The 23934-nt window shown below is 74.1% G+C and carries 22 protein-coding genes; 6 read left to right on the top strand and 16 right to left on the bottom strand.

The genetic code is table 11. The annotated features are described in order from the left end of the window. The first annotated feature begins 110 nt into the window (after window positions 1-110). Window positions 111-1028 (top strand): hypothetical protein, encoded by a 918-nt coding sequence (locus tag GC157_06165; GenBank protein MBI1377049.1) that lies wholly within the window; start codon window positions 111-113, stop codon window positions 1026-1028. Window positions 1029-1091: 63 nt separating this feature from the next. Here the strand turns inward: GC157_06165 and GC157_06170 are convergent, their stop codons facing one another. After that, window positions 1092-1640 (bottom strand): hypothetical protein, encoded by a 549-nt coding sequence (locus GC157_06170; protein ID MBI1377050.1) that lies wholly within the window; start codon window positions 1638-1640, stop codon window positions 1092-1094. 617 nt (window positions 1641-2257) lie between these two features. Between GC157_06170 and GC157_06175 the strand changes: the two genes are divergently transcribed. Beyond that, entirely contained in the window at window positions 2258-2383 is a 126-nt protein-coding gene (locus tag GC157_06175; protein MBI1377051.1) for a DUF2510 domain-containing protein, read from the top strand. A gap of 98 nt (window positions 2384-2481) precedes the next feature. Here the strand turns inward: GC157_06175 and GC157_06180 are convergent, their stop codons facing one another. From GC157_06180 to GC157_06210, 7 genes are all read right to left on the bottom strand, one after another. Continuing rightward, window positions 2482-2886 carry a hypothetical protein gene (locus GC157_06180; protein MBI1377052.1) on the bottom strand — a complete coding sequence of 135 codons (405 nt, stop codon included), beginning with the start codon at window positions 2884-2886 and terminating at the stop codon, window positions 2482-2484. Between the two features lie 59 nt (window positions 2887-2945). Further along, window positions 2946-3356, bottom strand: a complete 411-nt coding sequence (locus tag GC157_06185; protein MBI1377053.1) for a pilus assembly protein — start codon at window positions 3354-3356, stop codon at window positions 2946-2948. Continuing rightward, on the bottom strand, window positions 3353-3766 hold the full coding sequence (locus GC157_06190; protein ID MBI1377054.1) for a pilus assembly protein: 414 nt from the start codon (window positions 3764-3766) through the stop codon (window positions 3353-3355). Before GC157_06190 ends, GC157_06185 begins: the two co-directional genes overlap by 4 nt. A gap of 249 nt (window positions 3767-4015) precedes the next feature. Beyond that, window positions 4016-4933, bottom strand: a complete 918-nt coding sequence (locus GC157_06195; GenBank protein MBI1377055.1) for a pilus assembly protein TadB — start codon at window positions 4931-4933, stop codon at window positions 4016-4018. Next, window positions 4930-5781, bottom strand: coding sequence for a type II secretion system protein F (locus GC157_06200; protein MBI1377056.1), 852 nt, complete (start codon window positions 5779-5781; stop codon window positions 4930-4932). The genes GC157_06195 and GC157_06200 overlap by 4 nt, the downstream gene beginning before the upstream one ends. Continuing rightward, window positions 5778-7001, bottom strand: a complete 1224-nt coding sequence (locus GC157_06205; protein MBI1377057.1) for a CpaF family protein — start codon at window positions 6999-7001, stop codon at window positions 5778-5780. The genes GC157_06200 and GC157_06205 overlap by 4 nt, the downstream gene beginning before the upstream one ends. 427 nt (window positions 7002-7428) lie before the next feature. Next, on the bottom strand, window positions 7429-12273 hold the full coding sequence (locus GC157_06210) for an NAD-glutamate dehydrogenase (GenBank protein MBI1377058.1): 4845 nt from the start codon (window positions 12271-12273) through the stop codon (window positions 7429-7431). Window positions 12274-12401: 128 nt separating this feature from the next. Here GC157_06210 and GC157_06215 point away from each other — a divergent pair, with 128 nt between their 5' ends. The 3 genes from GC157_06215 to GC157_06225 all read left to right on the top strand — a co-directional run bounded on the left by GC157_06215 (window position 12402) and on the right by GC157_06225 (window position 14553). Further along, window positions 12402-12998, top strand: coding sequence for a DUF2505 family protein (locus GC157_06215; GenBank protein ID MBI1377059.1), 597 nt, complete (start codon window positions 12402-12404; stop codon window positions 12996-12998). 72 nt (window positions 12999-13070) lie between these two features. After that, window positions 13071-13712: a hypothetical protein gene (locus tag GC157_06220; GenBank protein ID MBI1377060.1), complete on the top strand. Its 642-nt coding sequence runs from the start codon at window positions 13071-13073 to the stop codon at window positions 13710-13712. 73 nt (window positions 13713-13785) lie between these two features. Continuing rightward, entirely contained in the window at window positions 13786-14553 is a 768-nt protein-coding gene (locus tag GC157_06225; protein ID MBI1377061.1) for a DUF541 domain-containing protein, read from the top strand. 42 nt (window positions 14554-14595) lie between these two features. Here the strand turns inward: GC157_06225 and GC157_06230 are convergent, their stop codons facing one another. From GC157_06230 to GC157_06260, 7 genes are all read right to left on the bottom strand, one after another. Then, complete coding sequence (locus tag GC157_06230; GenBank protein MBI1377062.1) at window positions 14596-15174, bottom strand: DUF1295 domain-containing protein; 579 nt, start codon at window positions 15172-15174, stop codon at window positions 14596-14598. 3 nt (window positions 15175-15177) lie between these two features. Next, window positions 15178-15426, bottom strand: a complete 249-nt coding sequence (locus GC157_06235) for a hypothetical protein (protein MBI1377063.1) — start codon at window positions 15424-15426, stop codon at window positions 15178-15180. A gap of 11 nt (window positions 15427-15437) precedes the next feature. Continuing rightward, complete coding sequence (pruA, locus tag GC157_06240; GenBank protein ID MBI1377064.1) at window positions 15438-17102, bottom strand: L-glutamate gamma-semialdehyde dehydrogenase; 1665 nt, start codon at window positions 17100-17102, stop codon at window positions 15438-15440. 127 nt (window positions 17103-17229) lie between these two features. Beyond that, window positions 17230-17706 (bottom strand): hypothetical protein, encoded by a 477-nt coding sequence (locus GC157_06245; GenBank protein MBI1377065.1) that lies wholly within the window; start codon window positions 17704-17706, stop codon window positions 17230-17232. Window positions 17707-17762: 56 nt separating this feature from the next. Continuing rightward, window positions 17763-19490: a wax ester/triacylglycerol synthase family O-acyltransferase gene (locus GC157_06250; GenBank protein MBI1377066.1), complete on the bottom strand. Its 1728-nt coding sequence runs from the start codon at window positions 19488-19490 to the stop codon at window positions 17763-17765. Between the two features lie 144 nt (window positions 19491-19634). Then, a complete protein-coding gene (locus GC157_06255) occupies window positions 19635-20228 on the bottom strand; it encodes an HAD-IA family hydrolase (GenBank protein ID MBI1377067.1) in 594 nt (197 codons plus the stop codon). A 52-nt stretch (window positions 20229-20280) separates the two neighbouring features. Beyond that, window positions 20281-21456 (bottom strand): phosphotransferase, encoded by a 1176-nt coding sequence (locus GC157_06260; protein ID MBI1377068.1) that lies wholly within the window; start codon window positions 21454-21456, stop codon window positions 20281-20283. On the opposite strand from GC157_06260, the gene GC157_06265 reads away from it, so the two are divergent. Then, complete coding sequence (locus GC157_06265) at window positions 21455-22672, top strand: acyl-CoA dehydrogenase (GenBank protein ID MBI1377069.1); 1218 nt, start codon at window positions 21455-21457, stop codon at window positions 22670-22672. The two genes, GC157_06260 and GC157_06265, sit on opposite strands and share 2 nt — an antisense overlap. Here GC157_06265 and GC157_06270 read toward each other — a convergent pair. Further along, the gene (locus GC157_06270) at window positions 22657-23934 is read right to left on the bottom strand and encodes a chromosome partitioning protein (GenBank protein MBI1377070.1); all 1278 of its coding nucleotides are present in this window, start codon (window positions 23932-23934) and stop codon (window positions 22657-22659) included. The two genes, GC157_06265 and GC157_06270, sit on opposite strands and share 16 nt — an antisense overlap.

The following is a 23934-nucleotide window of genomic DNA, read 5'->3' on the forward strand; positions in this document are numbered from 1 at the left end:
ATGGTGGGTGACGTCCGTACGCACGGGGTGACGCCGTCGACCGACGGCCGGCCGGACCCGGCCCCACCGCATGCAGCGGCGGTCCGCGCGACCGCTCGGAGAGGGAGAGCATGACCACGACCCGGCGACGAGTCGCCCTTGCCCTGACGGCGGCCGCGTCCGCCGGCACCGTCCTGCTGGGCGCCGCGCCCGCCGGAGCGGCGGCCGCGCCGGCCTGGCCCAGCACCGGCCGCGTGCCGACCGGCTGCGACCCGGGCGTGGTGTTCACCAATCCGACGGCCGACACCTGGACCTACCAGTTCTACGACCACACCACGCCGCAGATCACCTCGGCGCGGGTGTCGTCCGGGTCGCGCAACCTCACCGTGCTCAAGCCGACCGGCGCGCGCGTGGTGGTGAGCGTGACGGCGTCCGACCCGTGCAGCGGCGTGGGCAGCGTGCTGGTGGACATCGCCCGCGACGGCTCGATCGGCAGCCTCGGCGGCGCGCTGTCGCCTGCCTCCACCAACGCTTTCGCCGGCGGCTGGACCAAGTCGCTGGGCACCCTGCACCCCGACGACGCCGGCGTGTACACGGTGCCGGTCGCGGTGGTGGCGCACCGCTACGACGACTTCACCCTCGACCAGGACTTCCGGATGGTCACCCACGGCTCGGCCGCGGGCACCGACACGGTGACCGGTTCGTGGGCGCTGTCGAAGTCCTACATCCTGCGCTACACCACGCTGTCGAGCTCGGCGCCGACGTCGATCTCGCGCGGCACCACGGCGACCGCGCGCGGCGTCATCAAGTTCGCCACCAATGCCGGCTACAACAACGGCAACGGCGAGAAGGTGCTCGTGCAGGTGCGCACCGGCACCAGCGGCCGGTGGTACACCAAGGCGACCCGCTACCCGCGCAGCGGCGGGCGGTTCTCCTACTCCTTCAAGCCCTCCCGCACCTCGCAGGTGCGGTTCGTGCACCCGACCGACCTCGGCGGCCGCCACACCGCGATGTCGGTCTCCGCGGTGAGGACGATCGTCGTCCGCTGACCCACCCCGAAGACGAGGCGGCCGGAGCCGGGGGGCCCGGCCGCCTCGCCCTGTCCCGCTCGGTCAGCCCGTGAAGGCCGTCTCGTACTGCTTGGCCTCCGTGGGCTTCAGATCGCCCGCGACGCGCAGCAGCAGGTTGTCGCGCACATAGTCGTACTCGGTTCCGAGGATGGGCATCGCCTTGAGTGCGTTCTGGATGTAGTCGGCGCGGGCCTGGGCGTCGGCCTTCGACGGCCATCGCTCGATCTTGGCTCCGCAACTCGTGTCCAGGTCACGCAGACTGGACGCGCTGCAGGTGAGACGCGAGTCCTTCATGAACGAGGCCGCGTCGTACTTGCCCGGGCGACCGAGAAGGTTGTTCGAGTCGTTGGCCTCCGTCACCTGCACGATGGTCGCGATCTCGGAGATCTGCGACTTCAGACTCTCCGCCACGACCTGTGGGTCATCCGACGTGGCCGATGCAGGGAGAGCCGGTGGTTCTGCCGTGGTCGACGATGCGGTGGGGGTGGTAACGCCAGGAGGCGAGGACGACGTGCTGACATCAGAGCCACTGGCGCACCCAGCCAGGGAGAGGACGACGGCAGCGAGAACCAGGCGCGAAGGGGTGATCACTCTTCCGAGGCTAGGCACCTCGAACCGTCGACGCTGATCCTGATCATCCATTCGGACCCGCCATCGGCGGTCGAGACCACGCCCATGACAGGGAGCGACGTCACCGTGGCTGCGCGCACCAACCAGTGTGCGGCGGCCGGGAGTGGTGAAGCCCGATGCTCGAAGGAGCCTGCCAGTAGGGTCACTGGAAGTTCACACGCCAACCGGGGGAACCGATGAAGGACGTCCGAGTCGATAGTGACGGCGAGCTCCGCTGTTGGAACTGCGGCAACAAGGCCTTCAAGTCGAAGCGCACCCTGCGCTCGAAGGTCCTTGTCGGCGTCGGTGCTCTGCTCACCAAGAAGAAGCTCAAGTGCGAGACGTGCGGCGAGTACAACGACACCGGCCACGCCAAGCCCTATGAGGGGCCGGCTTCCCGCAAGTGGCGCAAGGCGTGGGAGAAGCAAGAGGCCAGGAAGTCGGCGGCGCAGCGCGCCTCCGAGGAACGCGCCGCGCAGCTCGCCGCCGCTGCGATCGTCGCCCAGGCGGCGGAAGCCCAGGCTGCTGGCCTGGTGGAGGATGACGACGAGGACGACGAGCTCCCACCGCCGCCGCAGCCCGAGTCGCCGGCCCTTGCGATCAGCCAACCAGCCGCCTGGCTGGCTGATCCCACAGAACGGCACGAGCACCGCTACTGGAACGGCACCGAGTGGACTGCGCACGTGTCGGACGGTGGCGTACAGGGCTCGGACGCGTTCACCTGATCCCAACTCACCGCTACTGCACGGGCTCTCGTACGTACTCGTTCCGCTCCCTTACACGTCCATCCTGAGTCGCATCTGTGCTGTCGGGCCACCACATGTCAAGGCGCGGCGGAGCGGGCGCTGGCCTGGGCGACGAGGGTGACGCCGCGACCGGTGACCCAGCTGAGGAACGGCAGCCGCGCGACCGCGTTCGCCCGGACGGTGACGGTGGTGGTGTCGACCGTGACCGCGGTGAGCCGGAAGGACGCGAGCCGCCGTGCGGAGGGCAGCGAGGCGGCGTAGGCCCGCACGCGGATGCGAGCCGTACGGGCGTCCAGGCGGAGGTCGCCCTGGGCGCCGTCCGCGTAGATCGGGGCCAGGTCGAGCGACTGCGCTCCGGCCAGCGCGGCACCGTCGACGGTTGCCTGGAGCGAGCGCCGCTGGAGCCAGAGCGCGCCGACGTCGGTCACCACGGTGACGAGCATGACCACCACGACGACCGCACCGACCACCAGCGGGAGCACCGAGCCGTCGTCGCCGGTGACGCGCCTACGGGCGCTAGGTCGTGGACGGAGCCGGCGCGTCACGGCACCTCCCGGTAGGCGTCGACCGGCATGGACTCCTGGCCGGTGACGCCGACGGTTGGGCCGCCGGGCAGCAGCGGCAACGGCACCTCCACGCGCACCGTGACGTCGACACGCGACGCCGGTTGCAGGCAGCCGCCCACGCAGCGCACCGACGGCAGGACGGGCTCGACGCCGGCGTCGGCGAGCACGAGGGCGACCGCCGCGCGCGACCGCGCGACGGCCTGCGCGGGTGTCGCGCTCGTGACGTAGGCCCTGGCCCCCTCGCGCGCGGCGGAGGTGGCCGCGAACGACGCCGACTGCACCGCCATGAGCGAGACCACGGTATGGAGCAGCGGCACCAGCAGCCCGACGCCGAGGACGAGCACCTCCACGAGCGCCGAACCGCTGTCGCGGGGTGTGGCGCTCACGGCTCCACCAGGGCGTGGCCGTGCACCACGAGCGCCGCCGGCCCGAGCAGGCCGATCAGCGGCAGCCGCGCGTCGACCTCGACGTCCACGGTGGCCACGGCACCGGCCGTTCGGCGTTGCGCCGTCACCGACGTGACGACGCCGTCGGCGAGCGAACCAGTGAGCACCGCGCGGGTGCGGCGCACTCCTACAGCGAGGTCGCCGCCCGACGCCGCCGACGCACGCGCACCCTCGGCCGCGGCTGAGGCGACCAGCGCGCGGACGTGCAGTGCGAGACCCACCTGCACGACGGCGAGCAGCACGAGGGCGAGCAGCGGCACCACGACGACGAACTCGACGACGGCGCTGCCGCGATCGCCCCGGCGGACATTGCCTCCGGCGACCCCGGGGGCCGTCGGCGGACGGCGCACGGTCAGGGCTTGGTCACCGACGTCACCGCGCGGTCGAACAGCGCGGTGAGCTGGCCGTCGGCGACGAGCCAGAGAGCGGTGACCAGTCCGGCGGTCATCACGGCGACGAGCACCCAGCCGGGCACGTCGCCGCGGTCTCCGCGGACCCGGTGGACGAGGGCGTGCACGCGAGCGGACATGGGGTTCCTCCTGGTGGTGGGGTGACGGCGACGGGAGCAAGGACGGGGTCGAGGTCGGCGATGCGGGGGCTCACGGCGCGAGCGAGGTCAGGGACGAGAACGCCGGGAACAGCGCGACGAGCACCACGGTGGGCAGCACGAGGAACACGACCGGCACGAGCATCAGCAGCTCCTTGCGGCCGGCGGTCTCGAGCAGAACGCGGTGCAGGTCCGCGCGGGCGTCCCCGGCCTGGGCGCGCAACACCTCGGCAAGCGGCGTGCCGCGCTGCACGGCGATGGCGACGCCGTCGACGAAGCGGCGAACCGCGGGCTCGTCGACGCGCGAGGCCATCGCGTCGAGCGCGTCGACGAAGGGCACACCCGACGCCGCGGCCTCGGTGGCCCGGCGGCACTCGTCGGCCAGCGGACCCCGCGCGACCCGGCCGACCCGCTCGAGCGCGCCGACGGCGGACTCCCCCGAGGCGACCGCGAGCGCGAGCAGGTCTGCGACGGCGGGCAGCCCGAGCCGCACGGCCTCGCGCCGACGGGCGATCTCGCGGGTGAGCCGCCGGTCGCGCAGCAGCGCACCCGTGACTCCGGTGACGACGGCGAGCACCGTGGCAGCGGCCGGGCTGACCGGACGCCCGGCCCCGACGAGCAGCGCCGCCACGACGGCGGTCCCGAGCAGCCCGGTGACCGCCCACACCAGCTGCTCGAGCCGGAAGCCCGCCACGGTCGCGTCGTCGTGCCCGGCCGCACGCAGCCGTGCCTCGAGCGCGGTCGACCCGTCGAGCCACGCGACGACCCGCTCGCGCAGCGCTCCGGTCGAGGGCGCCAGCAGGCGCAGCAGGGTGGGCGCGGCGTCCGCCTCCGGGCCGGAGGACGGCCCGGACAGGTAGGGCGCGATGCGCTCGACCACCGACGGGGGCCGGCGGGCGGCGAGCTCCCCCGCGACGAGCAGCGCACCGCTCGCCGCCGCGGCGCCGAGCATCGCTCCGACGGCGCTCACGTGAGCACCCGCTCGTCGACGGGCAGCCGCCCGATGCGGCGCATCGCGGCGTACGCCGTCACGCTGAGCAGGGCGGCGATCGCGAGCACCGCGAGCCCGCCCACGGAGTCGTAGGCCGCGAGCGCGCCGGGCCGCAGGGCGAGGAAGGCGAGCGTGGCCCAGGGCGCGGCGACGGCGAGGCGGGCTGCGTTGACCGCCCACCCCTGGCGCGCGGCGAGCTCGGCGCGGGTGCGGGCGTCCTCACGCAACACCGCGGACAGCGTGCGCAGCAGCCGCCCCAGCTCGGTGCCGCCGACGTCGCGGGCCAGGCGCAGGGCCTCCACGACGCGGTCGCCGACGGGATCGGCGAGGTCGGCCTTGAGCCGGTCGAGGCACAGGTGGAACGAGCCCGTCACGCGGTGGTCGGCCGCGAAGCGCGCGAACGCAGGACGCAGCTCGGCCGGGCCGCGCTCGGCGAGCGCCCCGAGCGCGTCCGGCAGCGCCATGCCGGCGCGCACCGCCGAGGCGAGGTCGTCGACGGCGTCCGGCCAGCACGCCGTGAGCGCATGCCGCCGCCGCTCGGCCCGCCGGCCGGCGACCCCGAGCGGCACCCAGCCGGCGATGACGCCGAAGGCCAGCGCCACCGCCGGGCTGCCGGACACCGCGAGCATCACGACAGCTCCCGCGACGCCGGCGACGGCGCACGACGCGACGACACGACCGGTCGGGACGTCGCCGAGCCCCGCCGCGTCGAGGCGGGACCGGACGCGCGAGGCGCTCGACCTTCTCTCCTGCGGGGACCGCGTGCCGCTCGTGACGACGAGCAGCAGCCCGAGGCCGAGCACCAGGCCCACCAGGCTCCCGCTCACCGGTCCTCCCCCAGCACCCGACGGAGGTCGAGGCCGTGCGCGGCGAACCGCTCCTCGTGGGGCGGGAAGCCGCCCGCGCGCACCAGCTCGCCGCCGCGGGTCGTGAAGACGTCCGTGGTCTCGATGACGCCGCTCTCCACGCGACCGGAGACCGCTACGACCTCGCGGACGCGTCGCCGGCCGTCCGGTCCCGTCGACGCGTGCACGACGAGGTCGACCGCCGAGGCGACGGTGGGTACGACGTAGGCGGCAGTGACGTTCTCGCCCGCGAGCATGGGCAGGACGCACAGCTTGGTGACGGCGTCGCGCGCGGAGTTGGCGTGCACGCTCGTCATCCCCGGCATGCCGCTGTTGAGAGCCACGAGCAGGTCGAGCGCCTCGGCCTGGCGCACCTCGCCGACCACGAGCCGGTGGGGCCGCATCCGCAGCGCCTCCACGACGAGGCGGCGCAGGGAGATCTCGCCGGTGCCCTCGAGCCCGGACTGGCGCGTCTGCATCGCCACCCAGTCCGGACGGTCGAGCCGCACCTCGAAGACCTCCTCGCACGTGACCACGCGTTCGTGCGCGGGCACGGCGTTGAGCAGGCAGCTGAGCAGCGTGGTCTTTCCGGCCTGGGTGCCGCCGGCCACGACGATGTTGAGACCCGCGACCACCGCCGCCGAGAGGAAGCGCGCGGCGGCGGTGGTCAGGGTCCCGATGCCCACGAGGTCGTCGAGCCTGGTCGCGGGCAGGACATGGCGACGCACGTTGACCGCCCAGTGGCGGCGCGTGACGTCGGGGATGACGACGTGCAGCCGGCTGCCGTCGGGCAGCAGCGCGTCGACGAACGGCTGGCTGAGGTCCACCCGGCGTCCCGACGTGCGCAGCATCCGCTCCACCACGTCGCGCGCCTGCGCCTCGGTGAGCACCACGGTGCTCAGCTCGCTGCGCCCGCGCCGCGCGCAGAACACGCGGTTCGGCTCGTTCCACCACACCTCCTCGACCTCCGGGTCGTCGAAGAGGCGCTGCAGGGGGCCGTAGCCCGCGACGGCGTCGAGCAGGTCGCGGGCCCACGCCTCGGCGTCGAGGTCCGCGGCTGCGCCGTGCTCGCGCACGACCTCGTCGAGCACGTCGAGGACGGCGGACCGTACGGCGCCCGGGTCGGCGAGCGGGTCCGTGCCGCGGTCGCGCACGAGGGTGCGCACGCGGTCGACGAGCAGCGGGTCGGCGTACGCGCTCACCGGGGGTGGGCCGCTCGCGGTGGTCCGGTCCGCAGAGCCGGACGGCGTCGCACCGGCGGGGCGCCCCACCGGTGCGGCACCGGGCGTGCCGTGGCGCAGGTCGGAGCGCGGCACGAGCGCCACGGGACACCTCACGGGGACCGGGGCCGCGGGGCCCCACCGGTGACGCACCCGACGAAGGTCGCTACGGGCCCCGGGGCGTCCCTGCCTGGAGCCGGCGCGTCGAGCCCGAGGTTAGGCGCGGCACGACAAGGAACGACAGGGTCGGCCGGCCGTTGTGGACCACGCTTGAGCGGATGCTGAGCCCGGGACCACCCAGGCGGCACAGCCGAGAACGCACCGTGACGTCGCCCTCACCCGCACGGGACGAGCAGGCCCGCTCGGCCGAAGCGTCGACCGCGGGCCAGGGTCGAGGGGCGGATCGCTCCTACGAGCCCTGCTGCACCAGGGTGCGGATCGTGCGGAGGGCGACCGAGAGGGTGGCGAGGTCGAACTGCTCCTGGGTGGAGATCTCGTCGAGGGTGGCACGGGCGCGGGCGAGGCCTTCTGCCTGCTGGGCCTCCCACGCCTCGATCCGCTCGTCGGGGTCGGTGATCTCCGGCGTCGTCTCGATCACGCGGCGGGTCATGCCGGTCAGCGCGTTGTAGAGGTCCGAGCGCAGCGCGGCCCGGGCCAGCGCGCTCCACCGGTCGTCGCGCGGCAGCTGCGTGATCCGGGTGAGCATGCGGTCGACCTCGTAGCGCTCCGAGAGCGCGAAGTAGAGCCGGCCCACGTCCTCGGCGTCGGACTCGGTGGCGCGGGCGACCTCCACGACGTCGAGCAGGCCGTAGACGTCGAGCAGCGACGCGCTCTCCTCGGCCAGCTCGCGGGGCGCGCCGAGCGCCTGGAGCTCGTCGGCGCGGTCGTTGAGGCGCTTGCGCTCCACCCCGCGCAGCATGTCCGGCGTGAGCGGCGCGAGCCGCTCGACCTCGGGCAGGAAGTGCGCGATCTCGGCGCCGACGTCCACCCGGCCGCCGCGGGCCGTGAGCACCCAGCGGGTGGCCCGGTCGAGCAGCCGGCGCGACTCGAGGAACAGCGCGCACTGCGCCGCCGTGGGCACCTGGTTGTCGAGCGCCTCGACCTTGCGCCAGAAGGCGGGCAGGTCGAACACCTCGCGCGCCACGGTGTAGGCGCGGGCCACCTCCACCGGGCCGGCGCCGGTCTCCTCGCCGGCGCGGAAGGCGAAGGTGATGCCGCCCCGGTTGACCATGTCGTTGACGACGCCGGTGATGACGAGCTGGCGGCGCAGCGGGTGGCTGTCGAGCAGCGCGTCGAACCGCGCGGTGAGCTGGTCCGGGAAGTACTCGCGCAGCACGCGGCTGTACCAGGCCTCGTCGGCGATCGCCGACTCGAGCAGGTCCTCGGTGAGGGTGATCTTGGCGTAGGCCACGAGCACCGCGAACTCCGGCGAGGAGAGCCCGTCGCGGTTGGCGTGGCGGGTGTCGATCTCGGCGTCGCTCGGCAGGAACTCCAGCGAGCGGTCGAGCGCTCCGCGCGCCTCGAGCGAGCGGATGAACCGCTTGTGCACGGTGAGCATCGAGTGCGACTGCACCCGCGCGTTGCCCAGCAGGATGTTCTGCTCGTAGTTGTCGCGCAGCACGAGGTGGCCCACCTCGTCGGTCATCTCGGCGAGCAGCGCGTTGCGCTGCTTGGAGGTGAGGTCGCCGTCGCGCACCACGCGGTCGAGCAGGATCTTGATGTTCACCTCGTGGTCGGAGGTGTCGACACCGGCCGAGTTGTCGATCGCGTCGGTGTTGAGCCGCACGCCGTTGCGCGCGGCTTCGATGCGGCCGAGCTGGGTGAGGCCGAGGTTGCCGCCCTCGCCCACCACGCGCACGCGCAGCTGCGAGCCGTCGACCCGGATCGCGTCGTTGCCCTTGTCGCCCACCTCGGCGTTGGTCTCGCGCGAGGACTTCACGTAGGTGCCGATGCCGCCGTTCCACAGCAGGTCGACGGGTGCGAGCAGGATGGCGCGCATGAGCTCGGCCGGGGTCATGCGGGTGACCGACTCCGGCAGGTGCAGCGCCGTGCGCACCTGGGGGCTGATCGGGATCGACTTGGCGGTGCGCGGGTAGATGCCGCCGCCCTCGCTGATGAGCGACTGGTCGTAGTCGGCCCAGCTCGACCGCGGCAGCTCGAAGAGCCGCTTGCGCTCGGCGTAGGACGCCGCCGCGAGCGGGTTGGGGTCGAGGAACACGTGGCGGTGGTCGAACGCGGCGACCAGGCGGATCTTCTCGGAGAGCAGCATGCCGTTGCCGAACACGTCGCCGCTCATGTCGCCGACGCCGACCACCGTGAAGTCCTCGGTCTGCGTGTCGTGCCCGAGCTCGCGGAAGTGGCGCTTGACCGACTCCCACGCACCGCGCGCGGTGATGCCCATCGCCTTGTGGTCGTAGCCGGCCGAGCCGCCGGAGGCGAAGGCGTCGCCGAGCCAGAAGCCGTAGGAGATCGCGACCTCGTTGGCGATGTCGCTGAACGTCGCGGTGCCCTTGTCGGCCGCCACCACGAGGTAGGTGTCGTCGCCGTCGTGGCGCACCACGTTCGACGGCGGCACGACCTCGCCGGCGATGAGGTTGTCGGTGATGTCGAGCAGGCCGCTGATGAACATGCGGTAGCAGGCGATGCCCTCGGCCAGCCATCCCTCGCGGTCGACCGACGGGTCCGGCGAGGTCTTGACGACGAAGCCGCCCTTGGCGCCCACGGGCACGATGACGGCGTTCTTGACCATCTGCGCCTTGACCAGGCCGAGCACCTCGGTGCGGAAGTCCTCCCGGCGGTCCGACCACCGCAGCCCGCCGCGCGCGACCGCGCCGAAGCGCAGGTGCACGCCCTCCACCCGGGGGCTGTAGACCCAGATCTCGAAGCGCGGCCGCGGCGCGGGCAGGTCCGGCACCTGGGCCGGGTCGAGCTTGAAGCTCACGTAGTCCTTGGGGCCGCCGAACGCGTCCACCTGGAAGAAGTTGGTGCGCAGCGTGGCGAGCACCAGGGCCAGGAACGAGCGCAGGATGCGGTCCTGGTCGAGGCTGGTGACGCTCTCCAGCGCCGTCTCCACCTCGACCCGCAGGGCCTCGGTGCGGGCCTCGCGGTCGCCGGAGAAGGCCGGGTCGAACCGGGTCTCGAACAGCGACACGAGCAGCCGGGCGATCGGGACGTTGGCGACGAGGCTGCGCTCGAGGTAGTCCTGGCTGAACGCCGTTCCCGTCTGGCGCAGGTACTTCGCGTAGGCGCGCAGCACCATCGCCTGGCGCCAGCGCAGCCCGGCCGACACCACCAGCGCGTTGAAGCCGTCGGCCTCCACCCGCCCGCTCCACGCGGCGAGGAACGCGTCCTGGAACCGCTGCTTGAGGGTGGCGGCGTCCACGCCCTGGCCGTCGAGGCGCAGGCCGAAGTCGTAGACCCACATCGGGGTGCCGGGGGTCTCGAAGTCGTAGGGCCGCTCGTCGACGACCTCGACGCCCATGCGCTGGAGCACGGGCAGCACGGTCGAGAGCGAGATCGCCGGCCCGCGGCGGTAGATCTTGAACCGGCGCTCCCCCTGGCCGGCCGCGTGCGGCTCGTAGAGGTTGAGCCCGAGGTCGCCGTCGTTGCGCAGCTCCTCGAGGTGGCGGACGTCGATCACGCCGGTGCGCGCCGGGAAGTCCTCCTTGTAGGCCTCGGGGAACGCCTCGGCGTAGAACTTGAGCAGGCGCGCCGCCTCCTCCTCGCCCACCTGGTCGATGAGGGCGGAGGAGAACTCGTCCTCCCACGAGCGGGTGGCCTCGGCCAGCCGCGCCTCGAGCCGCTCGCCGTCGACGACGGGCAGCGTGCCGCCCGGCTCGCCGCGCACCACGAAGTGCAGCCGGGCCAGCACCGACTCGGACACCCGCGCGGTGTAGTCGATGCTCGTGCTGCCGAACTCCTCCGCGAGCACGTCGCGCAGGCGCAGCCGCACGTGGGTCGTGTAGCGGTCGCGCGGGAGGTAGACCAGGCACGACACGAAGCGCCCGTAGCGGTCGCGGCGCATGAACAGCCGGGTCTGGCGGCGCTCCTGGATGTGCAGCACCGAGAGCGCGGTCTCGGTGAGCTCGTCGGGGTCGGCCTGGAAGAGCTCGTCGCGCGGGTAGGTCTCGAGGACCTGCATGAGGTCCTTGTAGGAGTGGCCGTCCACGCGGAAGCCGGACCGGTGCAGCACCATCCGTGCCGTCCGCCGCAGCACGGGGATCGCCGTGACGGACTGGACGTAGGCGCTCGAGGTGTAGAGCCCGAGGAAGCGGCGCTCCCCCACCACGAGGCCGTTCTCGTCGAACTGCTTGACGCCGACGTAGTCGAGGTAGGTCGAGCGGTGCACCGTGGAGCGGCTGTTGGCCTTGGTGATCACCAGCACGTGCGGCTCGCGGGCCCGGGCGCGGACCTCGGGCGAGAGCTTGGAGAACGCCTTGCTGGCCGGGCGGTCGGCCCGCATGATGCCCAGCCCCGTGCCGGCCACGGGCTGGAGGGAGTCGCCGTCGTCGCTCAGCACGTACTCGCGGTAGCCCAGGAAGGTGAAGTGCTCGTCGGCCAGCCAGCGCAGCAGCTCGACGGACTCGTCCACCTCGTCCTTGTCGACGGTGGTCGGCGGCGCGCTCTCGAGCTCGTCGGCGAGGTGGCGGGCGCGCGCCACCATGCGCGGCCAGTCCTCGACCGCCTCGCGGACGTCGCGCAGCACGGCCTGGAGGTCGGCCTCGATCTGGCGCAGGTCGGCGTCGTCGGTCTCGCGGTCGATCTCGACGTGCATCCACGACTCGGCGGTGGCGCCGAACGGCACGACCTCGTCCTCGTCGTCGACGGCGACGACGTCCTGGAGCGCCCCGACGACGTCGCGCTGGACCACGAACTGCGGGTGGATCACGAGGTGGATCGAGCGGCCCTCGCGGCCGAGGCAGGAGGTGACCGAGTCGACCAGGAACGGCATGTCGTCGGTGACGATCTCGACCACGGTGTGCCCGGCCGACCAGCCGTGCCCCTCGACCGAGGGGGTGAACACGTGGACGACGGCGGTGCCCTGCGGGCGGTCCTGCGCGGTGCGCCGGTGGCTCACCACCGCGCCGAGGACGTCGACCGGGTCGCGGCCGAGGAGGTCCTCCGGCGCGGTGTGGCGGTAGTAGCGGCGGACGAGGCTGCCGAGCCGGGGGTCGTCCGGGCCGGTGGCCAGGGCGCGCTCGAGCAGCTCGGCCTTGGCCTCCTCGAGCCGCTTGGCCGCGGCCACGGGCGACATGGGGGCCGACCCGGAGGGGGCGACAGGGGCATCAGGGACTGTGGTCTGCGCGCTCTCGGGCACGACTGACATCGCCTTCTTCGTCCTCGTCCGGGACCCACGCCGTTGTGGGGACCGCCGCTCACCTTATGCCGATGGTCGCCCGCCCGCGGCGCAGCGCCACTCACCGATACGGCATCCTGACGCAGGACGGGTGTACGACCCGGACGCCCGTACCAGAGGAGGACACCGTGGCCACCCCGCTCTCGTCCCGGCTCGGCTTCAGCACGGACCCCGAGGGGGCCTTCGCGCTGGTCACCGACCCCGCCTACGTCGAGGAGGTGGCCGTCGCCACGGGGGGCCAGGACGTCGAGGTCGCCGTGACGCCGGACGGCTCGGGGGGCGCGACCGTGGTCTCCACCCGGTCGCTGCCGGCCGACGTCCCGTCCTACGCCAAGGCCCTCATCGGCGAGTCCATCCGCCTCACCGAGACCCGGGTGATCGGCCCGGCCGCGGCCGACGGCTCGCGCTCGGGCACCGTGCGGGTCGAGTTCGGCGGGGCGCCCGTCTCGGTGGACGGCACGCTGGCGCTGCGCCCCGAGGCCGCGGGCAGCGCCGTCGTGGTCGACATGAGCATCAAGGCGTCGGTGCCGTTCGTGGGCGGCAAGGTCGAGCGGTTCTGCGCGGAGCAGATCGAGCGCGCCCTGGCCAAGGAGGAGGAGGTCGCGGCGGCCCGGCTGGGCTGACCCGGCGCCCGCGGGCCCCCGCACGGCCGGGCCGCGGACCGCGACCGCCCGCGCGGTCGCCATCATGGGCCGGTGACCCGGACCCTCCTCGAGATCGTCGGCTGGATCGGCAGCGCGCTGGTCATCCTCTCCCTCGCCCAGGCGCGGGTGCTGCGCTTCCGCTGGCTCAACCTCGCCGGTGCCGTGCTGGCCGTCGTCTACAACGCCGTCCTGGGCATCTGGCCGTTCGCGGCGATGAACGCCGTCATCGCGGTGATCGACGTGTACTGGCTGCGGCGGCTGCTCACCGAGCGGCACGACGCGTCGGCGTTCTCGGTGATCGAGGTGCGGCCGGAGGACGCGTACCTGCGCCACGTGCTCGGCGTGCACCTCGACGACATCCGCCGCTTCCAGCCGACGTACGCCCTGCCCGACCCTGGCGACGCGCGCCGCTGGGCCTTCCTGGTGCAGTGGCAGGCCGAGACCATCGGGGCCGTCGTGGTGCGCGACGAGGGCGAGGGCGACGCCGAGGTGGAGCTCGACTACGTGACCCGCCGGTTCCGCGACTTCACGCCGGGCGAGTTCGTCTACGCCGAGAGCGGGGTGTTCCACGACCTCGGGGTGCGGCGGCTCGTGGCCTCGCCCGAGCTCGCGACCCAGCAGACCTACCTGCGCGCCGTCGGCTTCCACGACCTGCACGGCCGATGGATCCGGCTCGTGCAGCCGGCCCTCTGAGCCGTACGGGTCGTCGTCCGCGCCATACCCGCCCGCGGCGGAACCGCGACGTCGCCGGTCGCGTCACAGCGGCATGACGATCACCCTCACCGGGCGCAAGCTCGCGGTCGCGGCCCTGCTCGTGCTCGCCGTCGTGGCGGCGTACGTGGTCGGCTCGAGCCGTCCGAGCGCCGCCCAGGCAGCCGTGCTCACCTCGGTGCCCACCACCACCGGCACCACCGACGCCGCCCAGGGCGGCATCACCGTCACCGGCACCGGCTCGGTGACCGGCACGCCGGACACGCTGCGGCTCAACCTCTCGGTCAGCACGACCGCGGCCGACATCGACACCGCTCTCGGCTCGGCCAACAACGCGATGCACGACGTCATCGCCGCGCTGCGCGACCACGGGGTGGCGGAGAAGGACCTGCAGACCTCGAACCTGTCGATCCAGCCCAACTGGACCAGCAAGGGCTCGCCCGACGGCTACGCCGTGACCGAGAGCCTCTCGGCCACCGTGCGCGACCTGGCCAAGGCAGGGTCCACGCTGACGGCCGCCGTCGCCGCGGGCGGCAACGCCGTGCGGGTCGACGGCGTGAGCGTGGCGCTCGACGACACCTCCGCCCTCGTCGGCGGCGCCCGCGCGAAGGCGATGGCCGACGCGCGGACCAAGGCGGAGCAGTACGCCCAGGCCGCCGGCCGCCCACTGGGCCAGGTGGTGTCGGTGTCCGAGCAGGTGTCCGGCCCCAGCCCGGTGTACTACGGCCGCGACATGGCCGTGGCGGCCGGTGCCGCCGTGCCCGTCCAGGCCGGCACGCAGGACGTCGGGGTGTCCGTCACGGTCGTCTACGCGTTCGGCTGACGACGTCCCCGCACGTGGTGAGCGGCGCACGGGGGACGTCGCTCACCACACCCCGGGCACGAGCCGCTTGCGGCTCGCGGCGAAGCGCGAGTACGCCTCGCCGAGCTCGGCGGTCATCGCCGCCTCCTCCACGCGGATGCGGTAGGCCACACCCACCAGCATGACCGGCGCGAGCACCAGCACCGAGAGCCAGTTGGCCAGCAGGCATGCGACGCCCAGGAAGGCCAGCGACATGCCGAGGTAGGCGGGGTGCCGCACCCACCGGTACGGCCCGGTGTCGACCACGCGCTGGTCGCTGCTGGTCTGCACCGTGTAGGTGAAGTAGTCGCCGAGCGCGCGGATGCTCCACCAGCGGATGGCGATGCCGCACCACAGCAGCAGGAGCGCGACGCCGTCGGCGAGCCACGCGGGCACGGCGGCGGCCGGCACGAGGAGCGCGACGAGCACCGCGAGCAGGAAGCCGAGCGGCGTGGTGACGCGCAGCAGAGCCAGGCTGGAGCGGTCGCCCTCGGTGGCGGCGTCGGTGCGCCGGTGCAGCGCCCGGCGCAGCTCGAGCAGGAACCAGGCGACGACGGTGACGGCGAACAGCGCCGCCTCCACCGTGACCACGGCGCCGGGCACGCGTCAGCCGCCGTGCCGGGCCGGCCCGGGCGGGTCGCCGGTGACCGCGATGACGACGAGGTAGACCGCGAGCAGGGCCACGCCCGCCCACGGCCGGTGCGGCACCACGGCCAGCGGCACGAGGGCCGCGAGGAACACCGCCGTGACGGCCCACCCCTGCCAGGAGCGCGGCGACCAGCCCCAGCCCACGACCCGCTTGGGCCCGAACCACGCGGTGCGGGTCAGCCGCAGCCGCGAGCCCTCCTGACCCATGCCGGCCGTCGCTACGGCCGCGGCAGCTCGTCCGGCTTGCCGTAGCCCCAGCCGTGGTAGGTGCCGCCCATCGCGACCTTCGGCGGCACCAGCGCCTCCTTGATCGCGCGCGTGGAGGTCCAGCGCAGCAGGTTCTGCGGCGCGCCGGCCTTGTCGTTGGTGCCCGACGCCCGCGCGCCGCCGAAGGGCTGCTGGCCCACGACCGCGCCGGTGCTCTTGTCGTTGACGTAGAAGTTGCCCGCCGCGAAGCGCAGGTCGTCCGTGGCCGCGGCGATCGCGGCGCGGTCCTGGGCGATGATCGATCCGGTGAGGCCGTAGGACGCGACGCCCTCCATCTGCGTGAGCATCTCGTCGTAGTGGTCGTCGTCGTAGACGTGCACGGCGAGCAGCGGGCCGAAGTACTCATCCGTGAAGTACTCCGCCGTGGGGTCGGTGCACTCGATCACCGTCGGCCGGATGAACCAGCCGTCGCTGTCGTCGTAGGTGCCGCCCGCGACGACGCTGACCGACGGGTCGGCCTTGGCGCGGTCGATGGCCGAGGTGACACGGGCGAAGGCGCGGTCGTCGATCACCGCGCCCATGAAGTTGTCGAAGTCCGTCACCGGGCCCATCGCGAGGCCGTCGACGGTGGCGGCGAGCTCGTCGCGCAGCGTGGCCCACAGGGAGCGCGGTACGTAGGCGCGCGAGGACGCCGAGCACTTCTGCCCCTGGTACTCGAACGAGCCGCGCACCAGCGCCGTGCGGAGCACGTCGAGGTCGGCGCTCGGGTGCGCGACGACGAAGTCCTTGCCGCCCGTCTCGCCCACCACGCGCGGGTAGGAGCGGTAGGACGCGATGTTCTCGCCGATGGTGCGCCACAGCTGCTGGAACACCCGGGTGGAGCCGGTGAAGTGCAGCCCGGCGAAGTCCGGGTCGCCCAGCACGACGTCGCTGGTCTCCACCCCATGGCCGGTCACCAGGTTGATGACGCCGGGCGGCAGCCCGGCCTCCTCGAGCAGCCGCATGAGGTAGTGCGCCGCCAGGGCCTGCGTGTGCGCGGGCTTCCAGATGACGACGTTGCCCATCATCGCCGGGGCGGTCGGCAGGTTGCCGGAGATGGCGGTGAAGTTGAACGGTGTGACGGCGTAGACCACGCCCTCGAGCGGGCGGTGGTCGAGCCGGTTCCACACCCCCGGCGACGAGATCGGCTGCTCGGCGATGAGCTGGCGCGCGAAGCCGACGTTGAAGCGCCAGAAGTCGATGAGCTCGCAGGCGGAGTCGATCTCGGCCTGGTAGCTGGTCTTGCTCTGCCCGAGCATCGTGGCGGCGTTGAGGGTGTCGCGCCACGGGCCGGCCAGGAGGTCGGCCGCCTTGAGGAAGATCGCGGCCCGGTCGTCGAACGACAGCGCGCGCCAGCCGGGCGCGGCGGCCTTGGCCGCGGCCATCGCGTCGCGCGCGTCGTCGTGCGTCGCTCCGCCGAGCGTGCCGAGCACGTGGTGGCGCGCGTGCGGCTGCACCACCTCGATCTGCTCGCCGCCGCCGCGGCGCTCGACCCCGCCGATGGTGCAGGTGAGGTCGACCCGCTCGCCGGCGAGGTCGACCAGGCGCTTCTGAAGGCGCTCTCGCTCGGGGGTGCCGGGTCCGTAGGAGCGCACCGGCTCGTTGACGGCGACGGGGGTACGGGTCACGGCGTCCATGGGTCTCCTCGCACGTCGGTCCGCGGACGGCGGCGCTGCCGCCCGCACCCCCATACTGCCCCCACATGCGGGGGCAGGGGGCCCGGGTGCCGGGACGGCGCCCGATCCTGTGCCGTGCGGGCCGGTGTCAGAGCAGGTCGGGGATCTCCTGCGTGGCGAACCACATGAGCTCGTGCCGGGTGAGCGAGACGTCGGCCAGGGCCTGGCCGTCGCCCGCCTCCGCCTCGGGCAGGCGCCGGATCGCCTCGACGATCTCGCCCTCGGCGTCCGCGTCGTCGACGTGCACCGACGAGCAGCGCGCGATGGGCACCTCGGCCACGACCTCGACGGCGGTCTCGTCGTCGCCGGTGCGCACGTCGGCGTCGTCGACGTCGGCGGCCACGACGATGCGGCGCGCCTCGGCGCCGGTCTCGGCGATCAGCCGCAGCGAGTCGTAGGCCGCCGCCATGAGGACGGCGTACTCGAGCTCCTCCTCGTCGCCGTCGGCCCACGAGCGGCGCAGGGCCGGGGTGACGGCGTGGGCGGCCACGGGTGCCGGGGCGATGCGCCCCGTCGCGTGCAGGGCCGCGAGGCCGGCGACGGTGAGCGGGACGTAGATGCGCACGTGGACAGCATGCCGGACGCCGGCCGCCCGACGCCGGGCCGCGCCCGCGCGACGGCTCAGCCGGAGGTGCGCGGCGGCCGCACCAGGCCGCGCGAGGCCGCCGAGGACACCTGACGCGGGCGCACCACCGACGGCGGCACGACCCCGTCCTCCGCCCGGTGGATCCCGTCGTCCGCCCGGTGGGCGCCGTCCACCCCCGCCGCGTGCCGGGGCGTCCCGGTACGACGCGGTTCCGCATCGGTGGCGTCGCGCGTCCCCGACGCATCAGCGGCAGCGGCCTCGTCGTCCACCGGGGCCGGGGCGCTCGCGGCCGCCGCCTTCTCCGCCCGACGCCGCCGCGCGGCCCCCGCGGGCTGGCGCGGGTCGCGCGCGGCCGAGGGCCGCGGGGTGCGCTGCTGCGGCGGCACCGTCTCGAGCAGCTCGGCCAGCGCGTTGGTGAGGCACTCGGCCAGCACGTCGACGTCGGTCATCGCGTCGCGGTCGGCGTTGAGGCCGAAGTAGACGCCGCCGTGGTACGACGTGAGCCCGATCGAGACGGCCTGCCCCTTGGCCAGCGGCACGACCGGGTAGGCGCCGAGCATCAGCGCGCCGCCGGCGTAGAGCGGGAACTGCGGGCCGGGCACGTTGGTGACCACGAGGTTGAACATGCGCCGCGACCAGTCGTTGGCGGTGCGGGCGGCGGCCGCGTGCAGCGTGGGCGGGGCGAAGCCGGCGATGCCCACCAGCGCCTGCGCGCCCACCATCTGCCCGGTGGACTTGAGCTGCTCCATCTCGTAGGTGACGCGGTGCAGGCGCACCACGGCCTGCGGCTCGCCCACGGGCAGGTCGACGAGGAACGCCGCGATGTGGTTGCCGGAGCCCTCCTCGCCCACGCGCACGCTCACCGGCACGAGCGCACGCACGGAGCTGCGCGACGACACGGACTCGCCGCGCGTCATGAGCCACTCGCGAAGTGCGCCGGCGACGATCGCGAGCACGACGTCGTTGATGGTGCCGCCGTGCGCGCGGCGGATGGTCTTGAGGTCGTCGAGCCGCATCGAGGTCATCCCGAAGCGGCGCGCCTCGCCGATCGGCGCGTTGAGCGGGTTGGCCGAGGGCGGGCGGGCGATCGTCATGGCCGCCGCGGCCACGCCCGCGGCCCGCCGGCCGAGGCGGTTGACCGTCTCGCGCACGTCGACCGCGCTCGAGCGCACGGCGTCGATCGCCGCGCCCGGGCTGCGCAGCACCTCGGAGACCGCCTCGGCCACCAGCTCGACGTCGCTCGGAGCAGGCTCCGGCACCCAGGCCGTGGCCGCGGGGCGCTGCGGCTCCGGGGTGACGTCGAGGATCACCTGGCCGATGTCGATCGCGCCGGCGCCGTCGACCATCGCGTGGTGGGTCTTGGTGAGGATCGCGAACCGGCCGCCGGACAGGCCCTCGACGAGGTACATCTCCCAGAGCGGGCGGTTGCGGTCGAGCGGGCGCGCCATGATGCGGCCCACCAGCTCGCGCAGCTGCGCGTCGGTGCCCGGCCGCGGCAGGGCGGAGCGGCGCACGTGGTAGGCGACGTCGAAGTCCTCGTCGTCGACCCACACCGGGTTGGCGATGCGCCCCGGCACCTGACGCACCTTCTGGCGGTAGCGCGGCACGAGCGCGATGCGCTCCTCGATGAGGGTGACCAGGCGCTCGTGGTCGAAGCCGTCCTCCGGCGCCTGGAACAGCACGACCCCGCCGACGTGCATCGGGGTGGTGTGCTCCTCGAGGTAGAGGAACGACGCGTCGAGGGGGCTGAGCCGGTCGGCCATCGCGCCTCCTCGGTCCGGTCGGGGCCTGGTCCGGAGCCGGCGACGACGCTCGCACCCCGCTCGCCCATCGTGCCACGGGGATCGCGGCCCTCGCCGAGCGTCCGCAAGGCCGGTCCCCCGCCGTCTCCGCCGGGGCGGCCGCGGTCAGGCCAGGGGCCGCCCGAACAGCACCTCGAGCTCGCGCCGGGTCTCGTCGTAGCTGCGGTGCTGGACGCCGACCATCCCGGCGGCCACGGCGGCCTCCACGTTGTGCGCGAGGTCGTCGACGAACACGCACTCCCCGGCGGCCACGCCCAGCAGGTCCACGGTGTGCTCGAAGATGCGCGCCTCGGGCTTGCGCATGCCGACCTCGCCGGAGATGACCACGACGTCGAACATGTCGTCCCAGCCGTCGCGCGGGTAGTCGTTGCCCCACGAGTTCGACAGCAGCGCGGTGCGCAGCCCGCTCTCGTGGGCGCGGCGCACGAGTCCGGCCATGTCCGGTGCGTGCTCGAAGTGCTCGAACAGCCGGGTGAGCAGCCCCTCCGGCTCGTAGGTGCGGCCGGACCGGCGCGAGAGCGCCTCGGCGAGCCGGACGTCGAACTCCGGCACCGTCAGCTCGCCGCGCTCCAGGGCGTGCACCGGGTTGAACCGGGCCTCGGCCGCCCCCTGGTCGCCGAACCAGTCGCGCATCGTGGCGATCCAGGCGTCGAGGTCGACGCCGTCCGCCTCGGCCCAGGACCTCACCGCCTGGCGCATGTCGCCGGTGAGCACCCCGCCCCAGTCGACTACCAGCGCGCTCAACGTCGGGTCAGGCACCGCACACCTCCCGGGCCCGGGCCAGCAGCGCCGGGACCCCGTCCTCGAGCCGGGCGAAGAACGGGTCGTCCGCCATCCCGGCCAGCCATCGGTGGTAGCTGGCCTCGAGCAGGATCGCCAGCTTCCAGATCGCGAGCGCCACGAACCAGCGCGTGTCGCCCGCCGAGCGGCCGGTGGCCGCCTCCCACTCGCGCACGAGCTCGTCGCGGGTGGGGAAGCCGTCGGTCACCGTGACGAGCTCGGCCAGCGGCACCGACTCCCCCGGCTCGGGCCAGAACGAGAGCAGGTAGCCGAGGTCGGCGCGCGGGTCGCCCACCGTGGCCATCTCCCAGTCGACCACCGCGGTGATGCGGGCCGACGCCGGCGCCCCGGCCGCCGCCGGCACGGGCTCCACGATGACGTTGTCGAGCTTGTAGTCGCCGTGCACCACGGCCGGCTCGGCCTCGGCCGGCAGGTGCGCGCGCAGCCAGTCGCGCACGAGGTCGTAGTCCGGCAGCGCACGGGCCTCCCCGCCCGCGGCGGCGACCGCGGCCTGGATCCCCTCGCGCTGCCCCACCCAGCGGCGCAGCTGGCGCTCGAGGTAGCCGCCGGGCCGCCCGATGCCGGCGTCGACGAAGGGCTGCCACGGGGCGCGGTGGATGTCGCCCAGCGTGCGCGCCAGGCCCAGCCCGAGGTCGCGGCGCGCACCGCGGGCCTCGTCGCCGGCGAGGAACCCGGGCAGGGAGTCGCGGATCACGACGCCCGGAGCCCGCTGCATGACGTAGAACGGCGCGCCGATGACGGAGTCGTCCTCGCACAGCCCCACCACCGCGGGCAGCCGGTCGAAGCCGCTCACGGCGAGCAGCCCCATCACGCGCACCTCGCGGACGACGTCGTGCGCCGTGGGCAGCAGCGGCCCGCGCGGCGGGCGCCGCAGCACCAGCTCCGCACCGTCGCGGCGCAGGGAGAACGTGAGGTTCGAGTGCCCCTCGCCGAGGGGCTCGATGGTGAGGACGCCGTCGCCCGGCAGCAGGGCGCGCTCGACGAGCCAGCGCTCGAGGCCCGCGACGTCGACCAGGTCGCTCACCCGCCCGACCCTACGGCCCGGGCGTCCCCGGCGGATGACGGCCCGGCGCCGGGGGGCGACCGGCACGCCACCGGGGAGGACGGCGTGGTGGGATCGGCCCATGGACCTCACCCCGTCGCCCCGCGCGCAGGAGCTGCGCGCCGAGCTCGAGTCGTTCATGGCCTCGCACGTGCACCCGGCCGAGCCGGTCTACGCCGCGCAGCGCGAGCGCCTCGCGGCCGAGGGCCGCGAGCACGACCTCCCGCCGGTGGTGGAGGACCTCAAGCACGCGGCGCGCTCGCGCGGGCTGTGGAACCTGTTCCTCCCGTCGGAGTCAGGCCTCAGCGTGCTCGACTACGCCGGCCTCGCCGAGGTGACCGGCTGGTCGCCGGACCTCGCCCCGGAGGCGCTCAACTGCGCCGCGCCGGACACCGGCAACATGGAGGTGCTGCACATGTTCGGCACCGAGGAGCAGAAGCAGCGCTGGCTCGCCCCGCTGCTCGAGGGCGAGATCCGCTCCGGCTTCTCGATGACCGAGCCGGACGTCGCGAGCAGCGACGCCACCAACATCGCGACGTCGATCGTTAGGGACGGCGACGAGTACGTCATCAACGGGCGCAAGTGGTGGACCACCGGGGCGCTCGACCCGCGCTGCCAGATCCTTGTCGTGATGGGGCAGACCGACCCGGACGCCGAGCCGTACCGCCGTCAGTCGATGGTGCTCGTGCCGATGGACACCCCCGGCGTCACGGTGGTGCGCGACCTGTCGGTGTTCGGCTACCACGACCAGCACGGCCACGGCGAGATCCTCTACGAGCAGGTGCGGGTGCCTGTCTCGAACGTGCTCGCCCAGGAGGGCGACGGCTTCCTCATCGCGCAGGCGCGCCTCGGCCCGGGCCGCGTGCACCACTGCATGCGTGCGATCGGCATGGCCGAGCGCGCGCTCGACACGCTGATCCGCCGCGCCTCGGAGCGCACGGCGTTCGGCAAGCCGGTGGCCGCGCAGGGCGTGTGGCAGGAGCGCATCGCCGAGTCGCGCATGGCCATCGACCAGGCTCGGCTGCTCGTCCTCCAGGCCGCGTGGCTCATCGACACCAAGGGCCCCGGCGACCCCGAGACCCGGCGTCAGGTGTCGGCGATCAAGGTGGTGGCCCCGCGCGTCGCGTGCGAGGTGCTCGACCGCGCGATCCAGGTGCACGGCGGTGCCGGCGTCAGCGGCGACACGCCCCTGGCCCAGATGTACGCCTTCGCGCGCACCCTGCGCATCGTCGACGGCCCGGACGAGGTGCACGTGCGCACCGTCGCCCGGTCGGTGCTCAAGGGCTACCGCGCGCGCTGAGCGCCGGCCGCGGCGGGCACGGCGTCGCCGCGCAGGTCGAGATCGCGCATGAGCTCGCGGGTGATGCCGCGCAGCACCACGCGCGCGGGCGACGACGGCGAGACGTCCGCGAGGGTCCGGCCGGCCCGCAGGGCGGCGTCGTAGGCGGCGCGGTCGTCGGGCACGCACCACAGCGCGTCGAGGCCGGCGTGCACGTGCAGCGCCTCGGCCACCGACGCCGCACCGCGCCGGCCCACGAGCGACTCGCGGAGTCGCGTGACCACCACGCGGCGGTCGGCACCGGGCACGACCTCGGCGAGCTCGCTCAGGCCGTTGACCAGGCGCACGAGGCCGACCGGGTCGGCCAGCCCCACCGCGAGCACGAGGTCGGCGGACTCGAGCGCGGCGAACGTCGCGCCGTTGCGCCGCGGCGCGTCGGTGTCGAACACGAGGTCCTCGTCGGACTCCAGGCTGAAGCCGCAGTCGACCACGACGAGGTCGGCGACCGATCGCGCCACCCGGACCACCTCGGTGAGCGCCGCGGCGCGCACCTCGTTCCACCGGCCGGACCGCGGCAGGCCCGGGAGCACGCGCAGGCCGGGGCGCACCTGGCGCGCGAGCGCCGCCAGCGTGCCGGCGTCCAGCGTGCCGGCCAGGGCGCGGCGGCAGGCCGAGGCGAGGCCGGCGCCGTCGTCGACGACGCCCAGCAGCACGGTGACCGACGGCGCCCAGGTGTCGGCGTCGACGACCAGCGCCTCCAGGCCCGCGCGGGCGGCCTCGTCGGCCACCGCGATCGCCACGGACGTGCGACCCGGCGCACCGGCGGGCCCCCAGACGGCGAGCACCCGGCCGGCGCCGGCGTCGTCGTCCGGGACGGGCAGCGCGACGACCTCGGCCGTCTCGCCGGACGCCGCCCGGGCCGCGGCGGCGGCGATGGCGGCCACGGCGGGGCCGAGCTCGCCGGGATCGACCGCCACCACGGTGTCCGCGCCCCATCGAGCGAGCCGCTGCGCCGCCTCGTCCTGGCCCGGTCCCACCACACCGATGACGCTGACGCCGAAGGAGCGCACCCGCGCCACGACGTCGGCGTCCAGCCGCGGCGCGTCGGCGCCGACCACGGCGACGTTGCCCCGGCCCGCCTCCGCCGTGGCGAGCAGGTCGGCGGTGTCGAGGCAGCGGCGCTCGATCACCACGCGGCTCGCGGGGTGCGCGAGGCCGGCGACGAGCGGGCCCTCCCACTCCGAGGGCCCGAGCAGCACGAGCAGGGCTCCTGCGGCGGCCAC

The sequence above is a fragment of the Frankiales bacterium genome, from assembly GCA_016125335.1.
Taxonomy (GTDB): domain Bacteria; phylum Actinomycetota; class Actinomycetes; order S36-B12; family CAIYMF01; genus Longivirga.